The organism is Leptolyngbya sp. FACHB-711 (assembly GCF_014695615.1).
Classification (GTDB): domain Bacteria; phylum Cyanobacteriota; class Cyanobacteriia; order Elainellales; family Elainellaceae; genus Leptolyngbya_A.
The window spans coordinates 1-17,552 of record NZ_JACJOR010000379.1 but is presented as its reverse complement, the minus strand read 5'-3'; the positions used below and the strand labels follow the sequence as shown (position 1 = coordinate 17,552).

9 protein-coding genes are annotated in these 17,552 nt (G+C 52.7%); 7 read left to right on the top strand and 2 right to left on the bottom strand.

The window, feature by feature from the left end:
- Positions 1-181 precede the first annotated feature (181 nt).
- Positions 182-1,525 carry a HEAT repeat domain-containing protein gene (locus tag H6F80_RS15930; RefSeq protein WP_190792508.1) on the bottom strand — a complete coding sequence of 448 codons (1,344 nt, stop codon included), beginning with the start codon at positions 1,523-1,525 and terminating at the stop codon, positions 182-184.
- Positions 1,526-2,729: 1,204 nt separating this feature from the next.
- On the opposite strand from H6F80_RS15930, the gene H6F80_RS15925 reads away from it, so the two are divergent.
- The 7 genes from H6F80_RS15925 to H6F80_RS15895 all read left to right on the top strand — a co-directional run bounded on the left by H6F80_RS15925 (position 2,730) and on the right by H6F80_RS15895 (position 13,578).
- Complete coding sequence (locus H6F80_RS15925; RefSeq protein ID WP_190792507.1) at positions 2,730-4,274, top strand: ferredoxin--nitrite reductase; 1,545 nt, start codon at positions 2,730-2,732, stop codon at positions 4,272-4,274.
- 222 nt (positions 4,275-4,496) lie between these two features.
- Positions 4,497-5,816 (top strand): CmpA/NrtA family ABC transporter substrate-binding protein, encoded by a 1,320-nt coding sequence (locus H6F80_RS15920; protein WP_190792506.1) that lies wholly within the window; start codon positions 4,497-4,499, stop codon positions 5,814-5,816.
- A gap of 245 nt (positions 5,817-6,061) precedes the next feature.
- Complete coding sequence (gene ntrB, locus H6F80_RS15915; RefSeq protein ID WP_190792505.1) at positions 6,062-6,898, top strand: nitrate ABC transporter permease; 837 nt, start codon at positions 6,062-6,064, stop codon at positions 6,896-6,898.
- 61 nt (positions 6,899-6,959) lie between these two features.
- Positions 6,960-8,957, top strand: coding sequence for an ABC transporter ATP-binding/substrate-binding protein (locus tag H6F80_RS15910; protein ID WP_190792504.1), 1,998 nt, complete (start codon positions 6,960-6,962; stop codon positions 8,955-8,957).
- 119 nt (positions 8,958-9,076) lie between these two features.
- Positions 9,077-9,913, top strand: coding sequence for an ABC transporter ATP-binding protein (locus H6F80_RS15905; protein WP_190792503.1), 837 nt, complete (start codon positions 9,077-9,079; stop codon positions 9,911-9,913).
- A gap of 81 nt (positions 9,914-9,994) precedes the next feature.
- Entirely contained in the window at positions 9,995-12,271 is a 2,277-nt protein-coding gene (locus H6F80_RS15900; protein ID WP_518523597.1) for a molybdopterin oxidoreductase family protein, read from the top strand.
- A 437-nt stretch (positions 12,272-12,708) separates the two neighbouring features.
- On the top strand, positions 12,709-13,578 hold the full coding sequence (locus H6F80_RS15895; protein ID WP_190792502.1) for an NF038130 family PEP-CTERM protein: 870 nt from the start codon (positions 12,709-12,711) through the stop codon (positions 13,576-13,578).
- A 108-nt stretch (positions 13,579-13,686) separates the two neighbouring features.
- Here H6F80_RS15895 and mfd read toward each other — a convergent pair whose 3' ends face one another.
- A complete protein-coding gene (mfd, locus tag H6F80_RS15890; RefSeq protein WP_190792501.1) occupies positions 13,687-17,229 on the bottom strand; it encodes a transcription-repair coupling factor in 3,543 nt (1,180 codons plus the stop codon).
- Positions 17,230-17,552 lie beyond the last annotated feature (323 nt).

The window sequence follows — 17,552 nt, the reverse complement described above, 5'->3', positions numbered from 1 at the left end:
GGAGCAAATCCAGATTGAGCAAGAATCTTCTTATTTTCAAGTACAGAATCAGTCAGGACAATTTTTGGGCATCGGTCAGGTGCTGACTGAAGCCAATGCCCAGCCAAACGCTGTACAGGATCATCGCCTTTTGCAGCCAAAGCTCGTTTGGGATATATCTACGCGATAATCATGACTTTAATCATTCAATCGATCGCTTTCGTTCTGCTAGAGCAATCCCAATCCCTTTACGCAGGTTTGCAGAAATTGCTGTATCCTGCGAGAATCTGACCAGCTCAAAATTTACTGCATCCTGGTCAAAAGCTTTGAGCGCAGCAATCACATGGAGTTGTACGCCTGCATCTGAATCTTCTAGCAGTCGGATCAGCGCAGTGATCACCTCACTAGATTGCTTTTGATTCGAGTGTTGATTCGCTGAAATGTTACTTTCTGAAATTGCTGCAAGCTGTCCCAGGCTGTGGCCGATCGTCTGTTTGCCTTTGCTGGTCTGGCTGATAGGGTGCTGAGTATGCAACAAATCGAGCAGGTTTTGTACAGCAGTTGGGCAAAGTTCTACTTGCTTGAGCCGTCCTAACACGGTAACGATTTCAATCTGGCTTTCATCGTTCAGAATTGCGGAATTGAAGAGTGCCTGCTGTAGACAAGCCATTGCCTCTGGTGTCCCAATCCAGCCGATCGCTCGAATGATTGCCTGCTGTAACGAAGCAGGAGTGTTACTGGATTGCAGAACTTTACCGAGCTCCGAGACTGCGTCGGCTGTACCAATTCGTCCTAGCGTCAAAGCCGTTTGACAGCAGACTTCCAGATCTAAATCCCACAGCAGCGGCTTCAGGGCATGAATGACTGCATCCATTAATGCATTGTTTTCCCCAGTCAGAACCTGCGCCTGAAATCCCAACGCGCCAACGGCTGATCGTCTGACAGAACTATCGAAATCCTGTAGCGCAGCAAACAGAGCGTCTTGAATTGCGGAACTCGAAAAACGGCTTAGGGCATCGATCGCCGCCGATCTCACCGCAGGCAGCGAGTCTAATGTAAGCGGCAACAAAATGGGTACAACTTCAGGATGTTCAATCTGTGCCAGTGCCCGGATTGCCAGAAGCTTCATTTCAGGCTGATGCAGCAAATCGGTCAGCGAAGGAATCGCGGCTGCACCACAGTTTGCCAGCGCGGTTGCTGCCATGCCTGCCACATCTACACTGCAGGAAGTCTGGAGCAAATGCGTCAAGCCTTGCACGGCAAGCGGATGGCCAAACGTGCCCAAAATTCGGGCGATGTACCAACTCACTTCTTCCTCAGAATCTTCTTGCAGCAGGTTAAGTAGTGGATTAATTACTTCTTCGGGGGAACCGCTTTGCGTCGCCTCAATGCCGCAGGCAGAGATTGTCTTTGCAGCTTCCCAGCGGGTGTAGAAGTCACCTGTCTCTAGCGCGATCAGGGCACAATGCAGAACAGAGCTAACGGAATTGCTGCAATTATCGGATTCAGAAAAAGGTTCGTTAATGAATTCGGAAAGATAAGGCATAGCGGAAACAGTAAAAGTGCAGGTCGGCGATCGGGTGGACTTCTAAGGCAGGGCAAAGCAGGGCAGGGCAAAGCAGATCGGAGCAAAACAAGTCAGAGCAAAGCTTTGGATCTCCAGGGGCAGAAGGCTAAAGAGCAATTTAGTTCACGCTGGAGGCTGTCGAAACAGTTTAGCGGCTGCGGCAAAGCAGTTTCTCTTTGGGGTGCAGTCTCTTGAGGGTTGAGTGGAAAAAGGGGCTTTCAGAAAGCGGTATATCCTGTATTTCAGCATCAAAGGCTTTGGAATGCGATCGCCTTCAGCCACAAAACGGGCACGAATTGTAAAAAACGCATATCTCTGATGCAGTTGCTTCATGGCTCGCAACCGAATGTAGCTATCAATACGAAATAAAGCTTTGAATTTTTCTAGTTTGATTACATCAGCTCAAGGGTTTCTATCTTAGATTTGCTTATTTAAAGCTAGGCGAAATCCTGAGATTAGGGAAGGAGAGCGATTAGAACGAATTGAGATTATTTCATCATTGCTCGTTTGTTTTTATAACCAGGTGTTAAGGTCGGCTTGAAATTAATTTCCTTAGCAATTTATTTTGTAAGCCTTGCAATGTCTCAAAAAAGCTTGCCAAACCTTTTCCGAGAGCCAGCTCTGCGATTTTAAGACCTGTCTAAAAAAAGCTAGGTGTCATGAAACAGTGACAGTAATTTAGCAAGATTCAGTTAGATTGTAAGAATCGTGGAATTACCCAGGCAAGTTACGATATCGAGTCGCTCTTGAACGTTTGTAGAAGGTTATTAAACTTTCAAATTTTTAACTCTGGTTACTTCTCGGCGAATAGTTTTTGATTGCTTTTAGTGTTCATAAGCTCTGTTTATAAGGACCAAAATTGTGAGCTGAAGCACTTGTAAAGCAATACTTCAAAAAATAGTTACGTGGAATACAGAAATAGAAATATGGCTGATTTTCCACCCACATAAAAGTTTGTTCGATCGCCCGCAAGCTCCATCCTGAATACTTTTGAGCCTTCGGCGTCTTCTGCTTAAACCTGAATAATGCTCATAATTCGACCTTATGCAAAAAACGCATCACTAGGATGCAAATTGCTCATTGTCGGAAACAATTGGTAACAAAATGCACCAAATGATAGATGCATTCCCCCTACGCTATGCCAATAGCAGGTTTCACCCCGCCATCCTGAGAGGATAAACCCGTGACCAGCGTGATTAGCCCTCAAGCCACGAGCTTGAACAAGTTTGAAAAAATCAAAGCCGAAAAGGACGGACTGGCAGTTAAGCAAGACCTGTCTCACTTTGCCCAAATTGGCTGGGAGGCCATTGACGAAGCCGATCGCGACTATCGCCTCAAGTGGCTGGGTGTGTTCTTTCGTCCGGTAACGCCCGGTGAATTTATGATGCGGCTGCGGATGCCTTCGGGTATTCTCACCAGCGCACAAATGAACGTGCTGGCAGACATTGTGCAGCGATACGGCGACAGCGGCAACGCAGATATCACCACCCGCCAAAACCTTCAGCTTCGCGGCATTCGGATCGAAGATATTCCCGATATCTTTAACCGCATGGATGCCGTGGGCTTGACCAGTGTGCAGTCTGGAATGGACAACGTCCGCAATATCACCGCTTCCCCGGTTGCCGGACTCGATGCCAGCGAACTGATCGACGTGCGCGATCTGGTACAGCAGGTGCAGGACATGATTACGGGCAACGGCAAAGGTAATCCTGAATTTACGAATTTGCCGCGCAAGTTCAACATTGCGATCGAAGGTGGACGCGATAACTCAGTCCATGCTGAAATCAACGATATTGCCTTTGTGCCTGCCTACGCACCGTCGGGCGACCTGGGTTTTAATGTGGTGGTGGGCGGCTTCTTCTCGGCGAAACGCTGTGAGGCTGCTATCCCGATGAATGTCTGGGTTTCTCCCGCTGAAGTCGTTTCGCTCTGCCGCGCCATCCTGGAAGTCTACCGGGATAACGGACTGCGGGCAAACCGTCAAAAGTCGCGCCTGATGTGGCTAATCGACGAATGGGGACTCGATCGCTTCCGGGCTGAAGTTGAACAGCAGTTGGGACGATCGCTTGCGCCTGCTGCCCCCAAAGACGAAATCGACTGGGAAAAGCGCGACCACATCGGCGTGTATCCGCAAAAGCAGCCCGGACTAAACTACGTGGGACTGCACGTTCCGGTTGGACGGCTCTTTGCTGCGGATATGTATGACCTAGCGCGATTGGCTGAAGTCTACGGCAATGGCGAAATCCGGCTCACAGTCGAGCAAAACCTGATCATTCCCCATGTGCCCGACTCTCGGCTTGATGCCCTGTTGCAAGAACCCCTGCTGCAAAAGTTTTCCATCCATCCCGCTCCGCTGAGCCGATCGCTTGTGTCTTGTACGGGCTCACAGTTCTGCAACTTTGCCCTGATCGAAACCAAAAATCGAGCCACGGCAATGATTCGCGAACTGGAATCTGAACTGGACCTTGCGCGATCGGTTCGCATTCACTGGACAGGCTGCCCCAACTCCTGTGGTCAGCCGCAGGTGGCGGAAATTGGATTGATGGGCACAAAGACTCGCAAGGACGGCAAAACCGTTGAAGGGGTCGATTTATACCTGGGCGGCAAGGTTGGCAAGGATGCTCATCTGGGCACTTGTGTTCGGAAAGGCATTCCCTGCGACGACCTTAAGCCTGTATTGCGCGAGTTGCTGATTCAGCAGTTTGGCGCAACGCCGAAAACGCTTTGATCATTGCTATGACGATCGCCGACAGCATCACAGATTAATTCACGGCTTAATTCGCGCTTAGTCATTGATTGCTGCTTCGATTCGGTTCACGGATTGTTCTAGGTCAAGGGTCATGATGCGATTGTCTGGTGTTGCAGGATAGTCTGCTCCTGCGATCGGATCAGTTCGCTTGCTTTAACTCCTTGAATTTCACTCAACTTTCATTCATAGGGTATTGAATCCATGTCCAAGATTTCGAGACGCAACTTCCTGGTAACAGCAGGTGCAACGACGGCAGCAACGCTACTAATGCACGGCTGTAGTTCCTCAGCGTCAAAGACGGATACTCAGGCGACCACCAGTGCGGCTGCTCCGATTTCGGCAGCGGATGCGCCAGAAGTAACCTCGGCTAAACTCGGCTTTATTGCCCTTACCGATGCGGCCCCCCTGATCATCGCGAAGGAAAAAGGCTTGTTTGCCAAGTACGGAATGCCCGATGTCGAAGTGACCAAGCAGGCATCCTGGGCTGTCACCCGCGACAACCTGGAACTGGGTTCTCAAGGGGGCGGAATTGACGGCGCACACATCCTCACGCCGATGCCCTACCTGATGACCACCGGCAGAATCACCAAAGGCAATAAGCCTGTGCCAATGTACATCCTGGCGCGGCTGAACGCCAACGGACAGGGCATCACGCTGGCAAATGACTACAAAGGGCTGAATGTCACTGCTGATAGCTCTCCCCTGAAGGATGCTTTTGCAAAAGCCAAGGCAGGCGGTAAGGAAATTAAGTGTGCAGTCACCTTCCCCGGCGGAACCCACGATCTTTGGATGCGTTACTGGCTGGCTGCAGGCGGCATTGACCCGACGAAGGATGTCTCGGTGATTGTGGTGCCGCCGCCTCAGATGGTTGCCAATCTTAAAGTCGGCAACATGGATGCCTTTTGTGTGGGCGAACCCTGGAACGCGCAGAGTGTGAACCAGAAAATCGGCGTGTCTGCTTTTACAACAGGCGAGATGTGGAAAGACCACCCCGAAAAAGCGCTGTCTCTGCGGGCTGACTGGGTGGATCAGAACCCGAAGGCGACCAAGGCTCTGCTGATGGCAGTTCAAGAGGCACAAATGTGGTGCGAGAAGGCTGAGAACAAAGCGGAAATGGTGGACATCGTTTCGGGTCGCCAATGGCTGAAAGTGCCCAAAGATGACATCCTCGGACGCCTCCAGGGCAACTTTGATTTCGGCGATGGTCGCAAGCTCGAGAACAGCGATCTGCTGATGAAATTCTGGGAGAATGGCGCGTCCTATCCCTACAAGAGCCACGACCTCTGGTTTGTCACTGAAGATATGCGCTGGGGCTACCTGCCGGGTGATACTGACGCGAAGAAGCTGGTGGATCAAGTAAACCGGGAAGATCTCTGGCGTGAAGCTGCTAAGGCGATCGGTCAAGATGCTGCCATTCCCAAGAGCCCCTCACGCGGCGTTGAAACCTTCTTCGATGGCGTCAAGTTCGACCCCGAAAATCCAGAGACCTACCTCAACGGCCTGGCAATCAAGAAAGCATAGTTTCAGATGTCTGACGCGGGAACGGTTCAGTTTTGAATCGCTGCGATCGTTCCCTTTCCCATTCTTTTTCCATGATCTCCTGAAACCTAGACCTGTCTTTCACGATTCTGTAAGGGCGTTTTGCAAAATGCTCCTACACGATCTGCGGTTCCTCTTCAGGAAATCTAAAACAGGAAATCTAGAATTACTTTTCCCGATCGTTCACGACCCTATCCCCCTTATCGTTTCTTTTTCTACCACTCCTCATGGCAGTTATTACCAATCGCTCCCGAAATTCGCTTGCAGCCCAGCTTCCCTCGCGAATCGCTCAATTTTTCAAGCGGGCAATTCCGACCGTGATTGCGATCGCTGTATTTCTAACCGTCTGGCAAGTTCTTTGTTCTGGAGCGGATGCAACGCTGCCTAGCCCGACCAAAGTGCTGCAAGAAACCTGGGACCCGCTGATTATCGATCCGTTCTTTCAGGGCGACGGCACAGACCAGGGCTTGTTCTGGCAGCTTGCGGCAAGTTTAAAGCGGGTGGCGGTAGGCTATACCCTGGCAGCAGCAGCGGGAATTGGTTTAGGAATTGTGATCGGCGTTAGCCTGTTCATGTTTCGCGCCCTTGACCCCATCTTTCAGGTGTTGCGAACGATTCCCCCCCTGGCATGGCTGCCGATTTCTCTGGCGGCGTTCCGCGATTCCCAACCTGCTGCCATTTTCGTGATTTTTATTACTGCGATCTGGCCCATCATCATCAATACGGCAGTGGGGGTTCGCAATATTCCCCAGGACTATAACAACGTGGCAAAGGTGCTTCAGTTATCGCGCATCGAGTATTTCTTTAACGTCCTGCTGCCTGCGGCTCTCCCCTACATCTTTACTGGACTACGGATTGCGGTCGGTCTATCGTGGCTGGCGATTATTGCAGCAGAAATGCTCACAGGCGGCGTCGGCATCGGCTTCTTTATCTGGGATGCGTACAACAGCGGCAGCTTGAGCGAAGTAATCTTGGCAGTCTTTTACGTGGGTCTGGTGGGTCTATTACTCGATCGCCTGATTAGCTTTATCGGTCATCGCATCGTCCCCGACGAACAAAACTAACCCCTTATTTCTCGCTCCCCGTATCTCCCCACCCATCCACTCCTTCACTCCTCAACCTGCCATGTCTTCTTTTGTTCACATCGACCATATCGATCAAGTCTTTCCGCTTCCCGGCGGCGGTGAATATATCGCCCTCAAAAACATCAACCTGCAAATCAAAAAAGGTGAATTTGTGACGCTGCTCGGGCATTCCGGCTGCGGTAAATCGACCCTGCTTAACATTGTTGCCGGGCTCGCAAAACCTGCGGCAGGTGGCGTGGTTCTGGAAGGGCGACAAGTGACAAAACCCGGACCCGATCGCATGGTGGTGTTTCAAAACTATTCGCTGCTGCCCTGGCTCACGGTGCGTCAAAACATTGCCCTGGCAGTGAATCGAGTGCTGCGCGACAAACCGGAATCAGAGCGACAGGCGATCGTTGAAGAACACATTGACCTAGTGCATTTGCGTCATGCGGCAGACAAGCGACCCGGACAGCTTTCCGGTGGCATGAAACAGCGCGTGGCAATTGCTCGTGCTTTGGCGCTGCGCCCGAAGGTGCTGCTGCTGGATGAGCCGTTTGGTGCGCTCGATGCCCTCACCCGAAGCGGATTGCAAGATCAGCTCATGCAAATTGCTCAGCAAAACGAGTTGACCTGCATTATGGTGACCCACGATGTCGAAGAAGCCCTGCTGCTGTCCGATCGCATTGTGATGCTCACTAACGGCCCCGAATCCCATATCGGACAAATTCTAGAAGTGCCGTTTGAGCGTCCGCGTGAACGATTGGCAGTCCTGGGGCATCCCAGCTTTTATGGTCTGCGAAACGAAGTCAATTATTTCCTGAACCAGCAGAAGCGAGCAAAGCAGCGTCAGGTGATTCCGGTGATTGCAGGCAACGGGCTGGAAAAAATCAACCTGGAAATTGGCTTTATTCCCCTGACAGACTGTGCGCCGCTGGCAGTGGCAAAAGAAAAGGGCTTCTTCCAAATGCACGGACTGGAGCAAGTCACTCTGTCGCGTGAACCGGGCTGGAAAGCGATCGCCGATGGCATCATGAGCGGTCGTCTGGATGCGGCGCAAATGGTCGCGGGTATGCCGCTCGCCCTTAGTTTGGGGATGAAAGGAATGCAGCCCACGCCCATCGTCACGGGAATGGTGCTGAGCCGCAACGGAAACGCGATTACCCTCAGCAAGCGGTTTTACAACGAAGGTGTGCGATCGCTAGCAGATCTGAAAGCGGCAATCGATCGCAACCGGGACAAAGTGCTGACGCTGGCAGTGGTTCACCCGGCATCAATGCACAACCTGATGCTGCGACACTGGCTGGCTTCGGGCGGCATTGATCCCAACCAGGACGTGAATATTGTGATGATTCCGCCGGCTCAGATGGTGAGCGCGCTAAAGACCGGGGCGATCGACGGCTATTGTGCAGGCGAACCCTGGAACTCGCGAGCGGTGCAGGAAGGCTTGGGCTTTGTAATTGCCACTGACCTTGATATCTGGTCGGGACACCTGGAAAAGGTGCTGGGTGTGCGCGAAGACTGGGCAAATCGCTATCCGCAAACCCATATTGCGCTGGTCAAGGCACTGCTCGAAGCCTGCGAATACTGCGACGATCGCCGCAACCGCGAAGAAATTGCCGAAATCCTTGCCCGTCCTGAATACATTGGCGTATCGGTCGATTACATTCGTCCGGGTCTGGTGACGCCCTACGATCGCGGCATGGGCGAAGCTCCCAGCTCTTTGCTGCGCTACAACCAGTTTTACGTTGATCGGACAAATTGTCCCTACCGGGTCGAAGGACTGTGGGTCATGACGCAGTTGGCACGCTGGGGAATTACTCCTTTCCCGCGCAACTGGGTAGACGTGCTAGAGCGGACGCGTCGCGTAGATGTATTCGGCGCAGCAGCACGGGATCTCGGAATGCTTGATATTGAACCTAATCGCCGTCCGGTCACGCTTTCTGATGGCACAGTGTTTAATCCCGATGACCCGATCGGCTATCTCAATAGTCTGACGATCAAGCAGAACATTCGGATCGAAGAAGTCAACCTGGATCAAGTCCCTGTTACTCCGTAACTTCTTTCATCTTGCTTGCGGGCTAGCTTCCTGCTTCCCCAGTTCAAACAGTAATTCGACGCTCCGCCCAGCTAATTAAGCTGCACAGCGCATTATTTGCTCTTTCCTGACACCCCCCTATGCAAACTCTCAACTCCAAGAATCTCGAAATCACACCGCCCTCGGTTCAAGAACCGTTTCTGACAATTGAAAACGTCTCGAAGTCCTATCCTACCCAGGACGGTGAACCTTATCTGGTGCTGAAAGATGTGAATCTGACGGTGCGGGAAGGCGAGTTTATCTGCGTCATCGGTCACTCTGGCTGCGGTAAATCGACGCTGCTCAATATGTTGGCAGGCTTTAATCAGCCCACCGAAGGCGAAATCCGGCTGCAACAAAATCGCATCACCAAGCCTGGACCCGATCGGATGGTGGTGTTTCAAAACTATTCGCTGCTGCCCTGGAAGACCGCATTCGAGAATATCTATCTGGGCATTAACTCGGTGTGGCGCAAAAAGCCCAAAGCCGAGAAAGAAGCGATCGCCCGCGATCACCTGAATATGGTGGGCTTGGGCGAAGCCGCAGACAAAAAGCCAAAAGCCTTGTCCGGCGGCATGAAGCAGCGCGTCAGTATTGCCCGTGCTCTGGCACTGCGTCCCCAAGTGTTGATTCTGGATGAGCCGTTTGGCGCACTCGACCCGATTACCCGCGAAGAACTCCAGGACGAACTGCTGAAGATCTGGACGGAACACCGCACCACGGTTCTCATGATTACCCACGATATTGACGAAGCTCTGCTGCTTGCCGATCGCGTCGTGATGATGACCAACGGACCCGCTGCGACGATCGGCGAAATTCTGGAAGTGCCTTTTGCCCGTCCGCGCAACCGAGTCCAGGTGATCGAAGACCCGCGCTACTACGATCTGCGGGCTCAGGCGATGGAATTTCTCTACCGCCGCTATGCTCACCTCGACTAGCTGTAGGGTGGGCACTGCCCACCAATTTCTGTCCTTGCTTGCTACCAATCCTGATGTAAGGACGGTTCGCGAACTGCCCTTATGAAATCTGCGGTTCTTCCTCCGCGAACTGAGATTATTCGTCCAGAACTCCCTGCCGCCTTCCCCATGTCTACCCCGATCAAAACCCTCTGCCCCTACTGCGGCGTAGGCTGCGGTCTCGAGGTTGTCTCTAGCGAAGCCTCCCAGCCGTCTGCCCCTGCTTCTACCTACAAAGTCCGGGGCGATCGATCCCATCCTTCAAGTCAGGGCATGGTGTGTGTCAAAGGCGCGACCGTTATGGAGGCGATCGACCGCGATCGGTTGCTGTATCCTCTGTGGCGCGAATCGCTGGATCAGGAATTTCGGCGGATTAGCTGGGAAGAGGCATTTCAAAAGATTGTCGATCGGATTCAGACCATCCAGCAAACCCAGGGCAAGGATGCGATCTGTGTGTATGGCTCCGGGCAGTTTCTCACGGAGGACTACTACACGGCGCAAAAGCTGGTGAAAGGCTGTCTTGGCACGAATAACTTTGATGCCAATTCGCGGCTTTGTATGTCGTCAGCGGTGGCGGGTTATCTACAAAGTCTGGGTTCCGATGGTCCGCCCTGCTGCTACGACGATCTAGAGCTGACGGACTGCGCTTTTATCGTGGGCAGCAATGCCGCCGAGTGTCACCCAATCGCCTTTAATCGGTTCCGCAAACACCACAAACGCAATCCAAACGTTAAACTCATTGTCGTTGATCCCCGCTGCACAGAAACTGCCGAAGCTGCCGATCTGCACCTGCCCATTCGACCGGGAACAGATATCGATTTGTTTAACGGCATGGCGCATTTGCTGAAGCAGTGGGGCTATGATCAGCCGGAATTCATCGCTCAGCATACGGCTGGTTTTGCGGCATTCGAGGAAGTGATGCAGCACTATTCGCCGCAGGTCACTGCCGAGCGCTGTGGCATCTCGGTCGAGCAACTAGAGCAGGCGGCTCGGATGTGGGGCGAGTCCAATCGCGTCCTGTCGCTCTGGTCGATGGGCATGAACCAGTCTAGCGAAGGCACGGCGAAAGTTCGCAGCCTGATTAATCTGCATTTGCTCACCGGACAAATTGGCAAACCTGGAGCCGGACCCTTTTCGCTCACTGGGCAGCCCAACGCAATGGGCGGACGCGAAGCAGGCGGACTGTCTCATTTGTTGCCGGGCTATCGCTTTGTGATGAGCGATCGACATCGGGCGGAAGTCGAGCAGGTCTGGAAATTGCCTGCCGGGAGCATTTCACCTCACCCCGGACGCACGGTTTGGGACATGATCACCGGGCTGGAAACCGGCGAGGTGGGTTTAGTCTGGATTGCTGCGACCAATCCGGTCGTCAGTCTACCCGATTTGGAACGGGCTAAGTTTGCCTTGCGTCGATCGCCCTTCACGATTTATCAAGAGGCATATTACCCCACTGAAACCGCCGCCTATGCTCACCTGCTGCTGCCTGCCTGCCAATGGAGCGAAAAAACAGGCACCATGACCAACTCCGAGCGGCGGGTTACTCTATGTTCAGCCTTTCGTTCTGCTCCCGGTGAGGCAAAGCCCGACTGGGAAATTTTTACAGAAGTGGGGCGGCGGCTCGGCTTTAAGGAGCAGTTTGCGTTTGAATCGGCGGCTGACGTTCACGCAGAATTTGTACGGCTTACCCGAAATCGCGTGTGTGACATGACGGGCATTAGCCACGATCGCCTGCAAACTGAAGGACCGCTTCAGTGGCCCTTGGCTGAGGGACAGTTGGTTTCAACGCCGCGACTCTATCACGATTTACGCTTCCCCACCCCCGACGGACGCGCCCGCTTCGGAGCATCCTATTCGCGAGGTTTAGCAGAACCACCCGACGAAAATTTTCCTTACGTGCTGACCACCGGCAGGCTCTACGGTCACTGGCATACCCAGACCCGCACCGGACGCATCGAAAAAATCCGTCAGATGCACCCTGCGCCGTTTATTGAAATCCACCCCCGCGACGCGGCTCAACTCGAAGTGAATGACGGTGAATGGGTCGAAGTTCGATCGCGCCGAGGCATGGCTCGTTTTCCCGCTAAAGTGACCAAGGCGATCGCCCCAAGAACGCTGTTTGTGCCAATGCACTGGGGCGAACTCTGGGCAGACCAAGCCGAAGCAAATGCCCTTACTCACCCAACTGCCTGCCCCGACTCAAAACAGCCGGAGCTAAAAGCCTGCGCCGTGCAGCTTATTCCCATTCGCCAAGCCGAATCTTTGCATCCATTAGAAGCAGCTACAGATCTTCTTTCCGCAACATCACCTCTGACTCCTTCCCCATTGCCCAGTGTTCACTAATCACTAATATTGATTGTCATTTGCGGCATACCGGGGAAGGAGGTTCAGGGAAATTACAGTTCCCTTAACTTCGCGTCAGATACAAATCGGTTTTGCCCTAATAGGATGAGCTATTAGAGGTTCTGTAATTTCAACTAATTTTAAGTATCAATTACACAAGAAAGTTCTGTTTTTTTCATCGAATTTTTGTTGACTCTAGGCTTAGGTTTATTCTTTCTAGCTATTAATGTCCCTAAACTAAACGGTAGGCAGAATAACAAGTTGCCTAGCCGAATGGATTAAAACATCTGTTTTTACAGATCTGCTTGAGTGCCCTCATTCCTTTGCCTTTATTCCTCTGATTGTTGAAGTCGTAAGTCAGGTGTTTACCCGCCCCAGAACCCTGAACTTTGGCTCAAATCTACGCATACAACTTGTAAAATTTGGAGATATTCGGTATGGCAATTGCTATCAAACAAATTTTGTTAGGGGCGGCTGTATGCCTAAGTGCAGGGGCAATTGTTAGCCCCTCTAACGCTGCAACGTTGACTCCGAGAAATATCATTTTCGACACATCTAACTACAGGACTTATACAGGTGGCTCTAACGGGATTTTTTCTAGCAATCATGCTGGTGCTGCCATCGCAGCCCTACAGGACAGCAACCCCACTTCTAACGTAGAGCTATGGGCTTCCACTGAAAATCCCACTGCTAATGTTGGTTTCAGCAGCACACTGGGCAAATACAATGTCACCGTTCAAAGCGTTACAGCAGCCGACTGGGCAGTATTTGGGAATCAGTGGCTCACTGATTTTCTTGCATCGAGTGCTCAAATCACCCAGATGTGGTCAATGCTAACCTTGTCTCAACAACGAGATGCCCGGTCTTCTCTGCTCTCATTGGGTTTGCCTAGTTCTGGCGATCCAAATGTAGGATCGCTCACCCTGGATAGTCTGACAGGGCAGTTGAAGCTAGACCTGATTGGGCATCTAGACCTGAGACCACGAATTTTGGCAAGGCAATACAGCACGGGGAACACTACCTGGGACAATATTTTGCTTAGGTTTGCCGGCAGAACCCAAAGTGCTATCCAGGCTAGTGAAATTGCGAAGGTGACGATCGGTAAGGATACGTACTACGCCTACAGCTTCAATGCAACTTCAACCGGAGTCTCTACCAATGACGGCAGCGAGTCCTACACAGGTCGCTACACCTGGACAAAGACCTTAGCTCCTTCCCCCAAATCGACCCCAGAACCTTCTGTAATTGGATCGCTGATCGTTGCGGGTGGTCTTGTTGCCTCACGTAAGCTGAAGACTGCCGCATAGGTAAACGGCAATAGCCTACATCTCGCTCAAAACAGGTTGAAACATGGGTTGTGAGAAATGCACCATCGAGGTACGTTTTTCGCAACCCATTCGTTTTTGATTCCTACTCTACGCAGTCACCTCAGACGGGGAACTGTTTCGCACGGTTGTATCTGGCAGTCCACCCTGCATTCGGCTGAAATAGCCTAGCAAGTTTTCAAGCTGCTGATCGGGTTTGAGAATACCCAACCCGCGCACCGTCACTTTGCCGGGAGTGTAGACAAAGCGGGTTTGCAGGTGGGCAGGCAGATTTTCGCGCAGCAGATTCCAGGCGGGTTCCTCCATTGGGGTTTCCAGGACGACGTGCTGTTTGCCTTCGGGTTTGATGCGGCTAAAGCCGAGCGATTTTGCTACCTGTTTCAGTTCCATTACTTTGAGGAGCTGCTGGGCGGCGGAGGGAATGGCTCCGTAGCGATCGACCCAATCCGCTCCGATTCTTTGCAGTTCCAGCGGAGACTGGGCGGCTGCCACCATGCGGTAGGCACTCATTTTTTGATCGAGATCGGCGATGTAGTCAGCGGGAATGAATGCCGTGATGTTGAGATCAATTTGGGTATCGTCGACCTGCGGGATTTCCTGACCGCGAATTTCTTTGATTGCTTCTTCCAGCATTTCCATATAAAGGTCAAAGCCGATCGCATCCATTTGTCCCGACTGCTCTGCGCCGAGCAGATTACCCACTCCCCGGATTTCCATATCGCGGACGGCAAGCTGATAGCCCGATCCGAGCTGGGTGAATTCCTGAATGGCGCGGAGTCGCTGTCTTGCGGTATCAGTGAGGGCAGACTGACGCGGATACAGCAGCCAAGCGTGTGCTTGAATTCCGGCGCGTCCCACCCGTCCCCGAAGCTGATAAAGCTGGGACAAACCGAACTTTTGCGCGTCTTCGATCACGATCGTATTCACACGCGGAATATCCAGTCCAGACTCGATGATTGTGGTACAGACCAGAATGTCGGCTTCGGCGTTGTTGAACGTCACCATCATCGCTTCCAGTTCGCCTTCCTGCATTTGACCGTGGGCGATCGCAATTCGCACCGAGGGAATCATTTCCCGCAGTTTGCCTGCCACTTCTTCGATGCCTTCTACCCGCGGAACGACATAGAAAACCTGACCCCCACGATCGAGTTCCTGCCGAATGGCAGTTCGTACGACTTCAGGATCGTATGCCGCAAGGTGAGTTTTGATCGGGCGACGAGAAGGGGGCGGCGTGGTAATCAAGCTCATTTCGCGCACGCCAGAAAGAGCCATGTACAGAGTACGCGGAATCGGAGTCGCGCTCAGCGTCAGCACATCGACCTGAGTTTTGAGGGATTTGATTTTCTCTTTCTGGTTGACGCCAAATCGCTGTTCTTCATCCACCACGAGCAAGCCCAGCTCCTTGAACTGAATGCCTTTGCCCAAAAGCTGATGCGTTCCTACCACAACATCAATTTCCCCAGTCGTGAGCCGCTGCTGAATCCCCTTGCGTTCTTCGGGACTACGGAAGCGGTTGAGCAAGCCCACCTGGATTGGGTAGGGAGCGAAGCGTTCCTTGAGCGTGTGGTAATGCTGCTGCGTCAGGATGGTGGTGGGGGCGAGAAGGGCGACCTGCTTTCCGGCAGTGACCGCCTTGAAGATGGCGCGGATTGCCACTTCAGTTTTGCCAAAGCCGACATCGCCGCAGACCAATCGATCCATCGGGCGATCGCTTTCCATATCGCGCTTGACATCCTGGGTTGCCTTAAGCTGATCGGGCGTGGGCTGATAAGGAAACGACTCTTCCAGTTCTTCCTGCCAGGGCGTGTCGATCGGATAAGTGAATCCCTGCTGCTGGGCGCGCTGGGCATAAAGCTGGAGCAGATCGACAGCCACTTTTCTGACGGCTTTTCTGACCTTGCTCTTGGTCTTTTCCCAGGCTTTGCCCGACATTTTATTCAGTTCAGGAGCCTGATCTCCCGCTGTCCGATAGCGTGACAGAGCGCTGAGCTGGTCGGCAGCGATTCTTAGCAAGCCGTCTGCATATTGCAGCACCAAATACTCGCGGGTTTCACTATTGATCGTCAGGCTTTCCAGCTTTAAAAAGCGACCGACCCCATGATTGCGGTGAACGACATAATCGCCCAGCTGAAGCTTATTCGGGTCTACCTGCTTGGAAGCTGCCTGTCTGCGCTTGCGGATGTAGGTCGGCGTGGTAAGGCTCTGCTGTCCAAAAAACTCGCGATCGGTGATAACTACAAGGCGAAATGTCGGCAGAATAAAGCCTTCCAGCTCCGCCAGACCGGAATACTTGACGGCAACCGGAGTGCGCTGCGTTTGAAGCTTGTCGATCGCCAGAAAATCCCTTGGATTCGGAACAAACTGCGCCGGACAGTCGTGCTCCTGCAACAACGCCACCGATCGCGACGGCTGCGCCGACACCAGCCACACGGCAAACCCCCGATCGCGTTCTTGCCGAATCGTTTCTGCTAGCCTGCCAAACTGATGCGGAATTGCCGGAACCGGCCGACTCGCCAGATTCAGCGTTGAGGATGCCCCGTCTTCTGCCAGTTCGGTCAGGTGCAGGCGATCGAAGGATTCCAGTAACACCAGTGAATCTTCAAACGATCGGTGGATTTTGGGCAGTTCATATTCTGCCTCTTCCTTAGAATTGACTTCGCGCCACAGTTCCTCGGCGTGTTCGTACCAGCGATCGCTGTGTGCCCGACACAAATCCGGCTCATCGATGCCAATCAGCGTATCGGGCGGCAGATAATCAATCAGCGAAGCAGGCTGATCGAATGCGACTCCCAGAAAGCGACGAATTCCTTCGGGAGCCTGTCCCTGCTCTAGCCGCTCCAGTTCTTCTACCGATAGAAAGGGCGCGATGTGGGTCAGTTTGTTCGAGGTGGAGTTGCCAATCTCCAGTGCGCCCAGAATTATCGGTGTGAAATTGGTTGCGGTGAGCAAGAGGCGATCGGTGCCCTCAAGGGATCGCTGTGTGGCGGGGTCAAATTCGCGGATTTGATCGAGTTCGTCGCCGAATAGTTCCAGGCGCACGGGCAACTCTGCCGCCACCGGAAAGATATCAATAATGTCTCCGCGACGGCTCCACTGTCCCTCAGTTTCTACCAGCGAAACTCGCTCATAGCCCAGTTCTGCGACCTGTTGGCTGAAATCTTCCAGGCTCAGATCCATGCCCTTCATCAGCGTCAGGCAATAGGGACGGAAAGCTTCTACAGGGGGAAGATGGGGTTGTAAAGCACGTTCAGTAGTGACGATCGCTACCGGGGGATGCTGTTTCCCAGACTGCATCTGCTCCTGCAAATCGGCAAGCACCTGGAGCTGACCCCAGAGCATTTCGGCTTCCGGGTCAAATGGGTCATAGGGAGCCGCCTCCGAGGTGGGATAAAAATAAACCGACTTCCAGCCCATCGCCTCAAGCTGCGCCGCCCAGCGTCCTGCCTCTTCCAATGTTCCGGCAATCATAACAAGACTGCGATTCTGCGCTTGTGCCAGAGCCGAGGACACCAAGCCTTTCGGCAGGCGTGAAATCCCACTGAGGCGAACGAGGTGCTGCTGGTCGAGCTTGGTCAACAGGTCAGCGGTGAGGGGCGATCGTCCGAGGGCGCGGGTAATAGAAGAGAATGCCATAGCAGGTCGGTGAAAGCGGATGGGTGCAAGAAGAGCGGAGCAGAAAATCGAATCGACAGGTGCAGTTTCGATCTCTACTATTGTAGAAGTCTGTAGAAGTCTGGATAGGCGAAGGCTGAGAGATTCTCCTAGCTTCTCTCCGACGGTACAAATTCTGTCCTCGATTTATGCCTTCGATTCATGCCCTCGATCTGAGAATGGTAAGTTTTATCTATTACAGTACGCTTTGCGATCGGAAAATTTGCTTCTAAGAAAATTTTTGATGAGTTGGAAATCTCTTGCGTTGTCCCCTAAATCCGCTAATTTTGGAAGACTTGGAGACC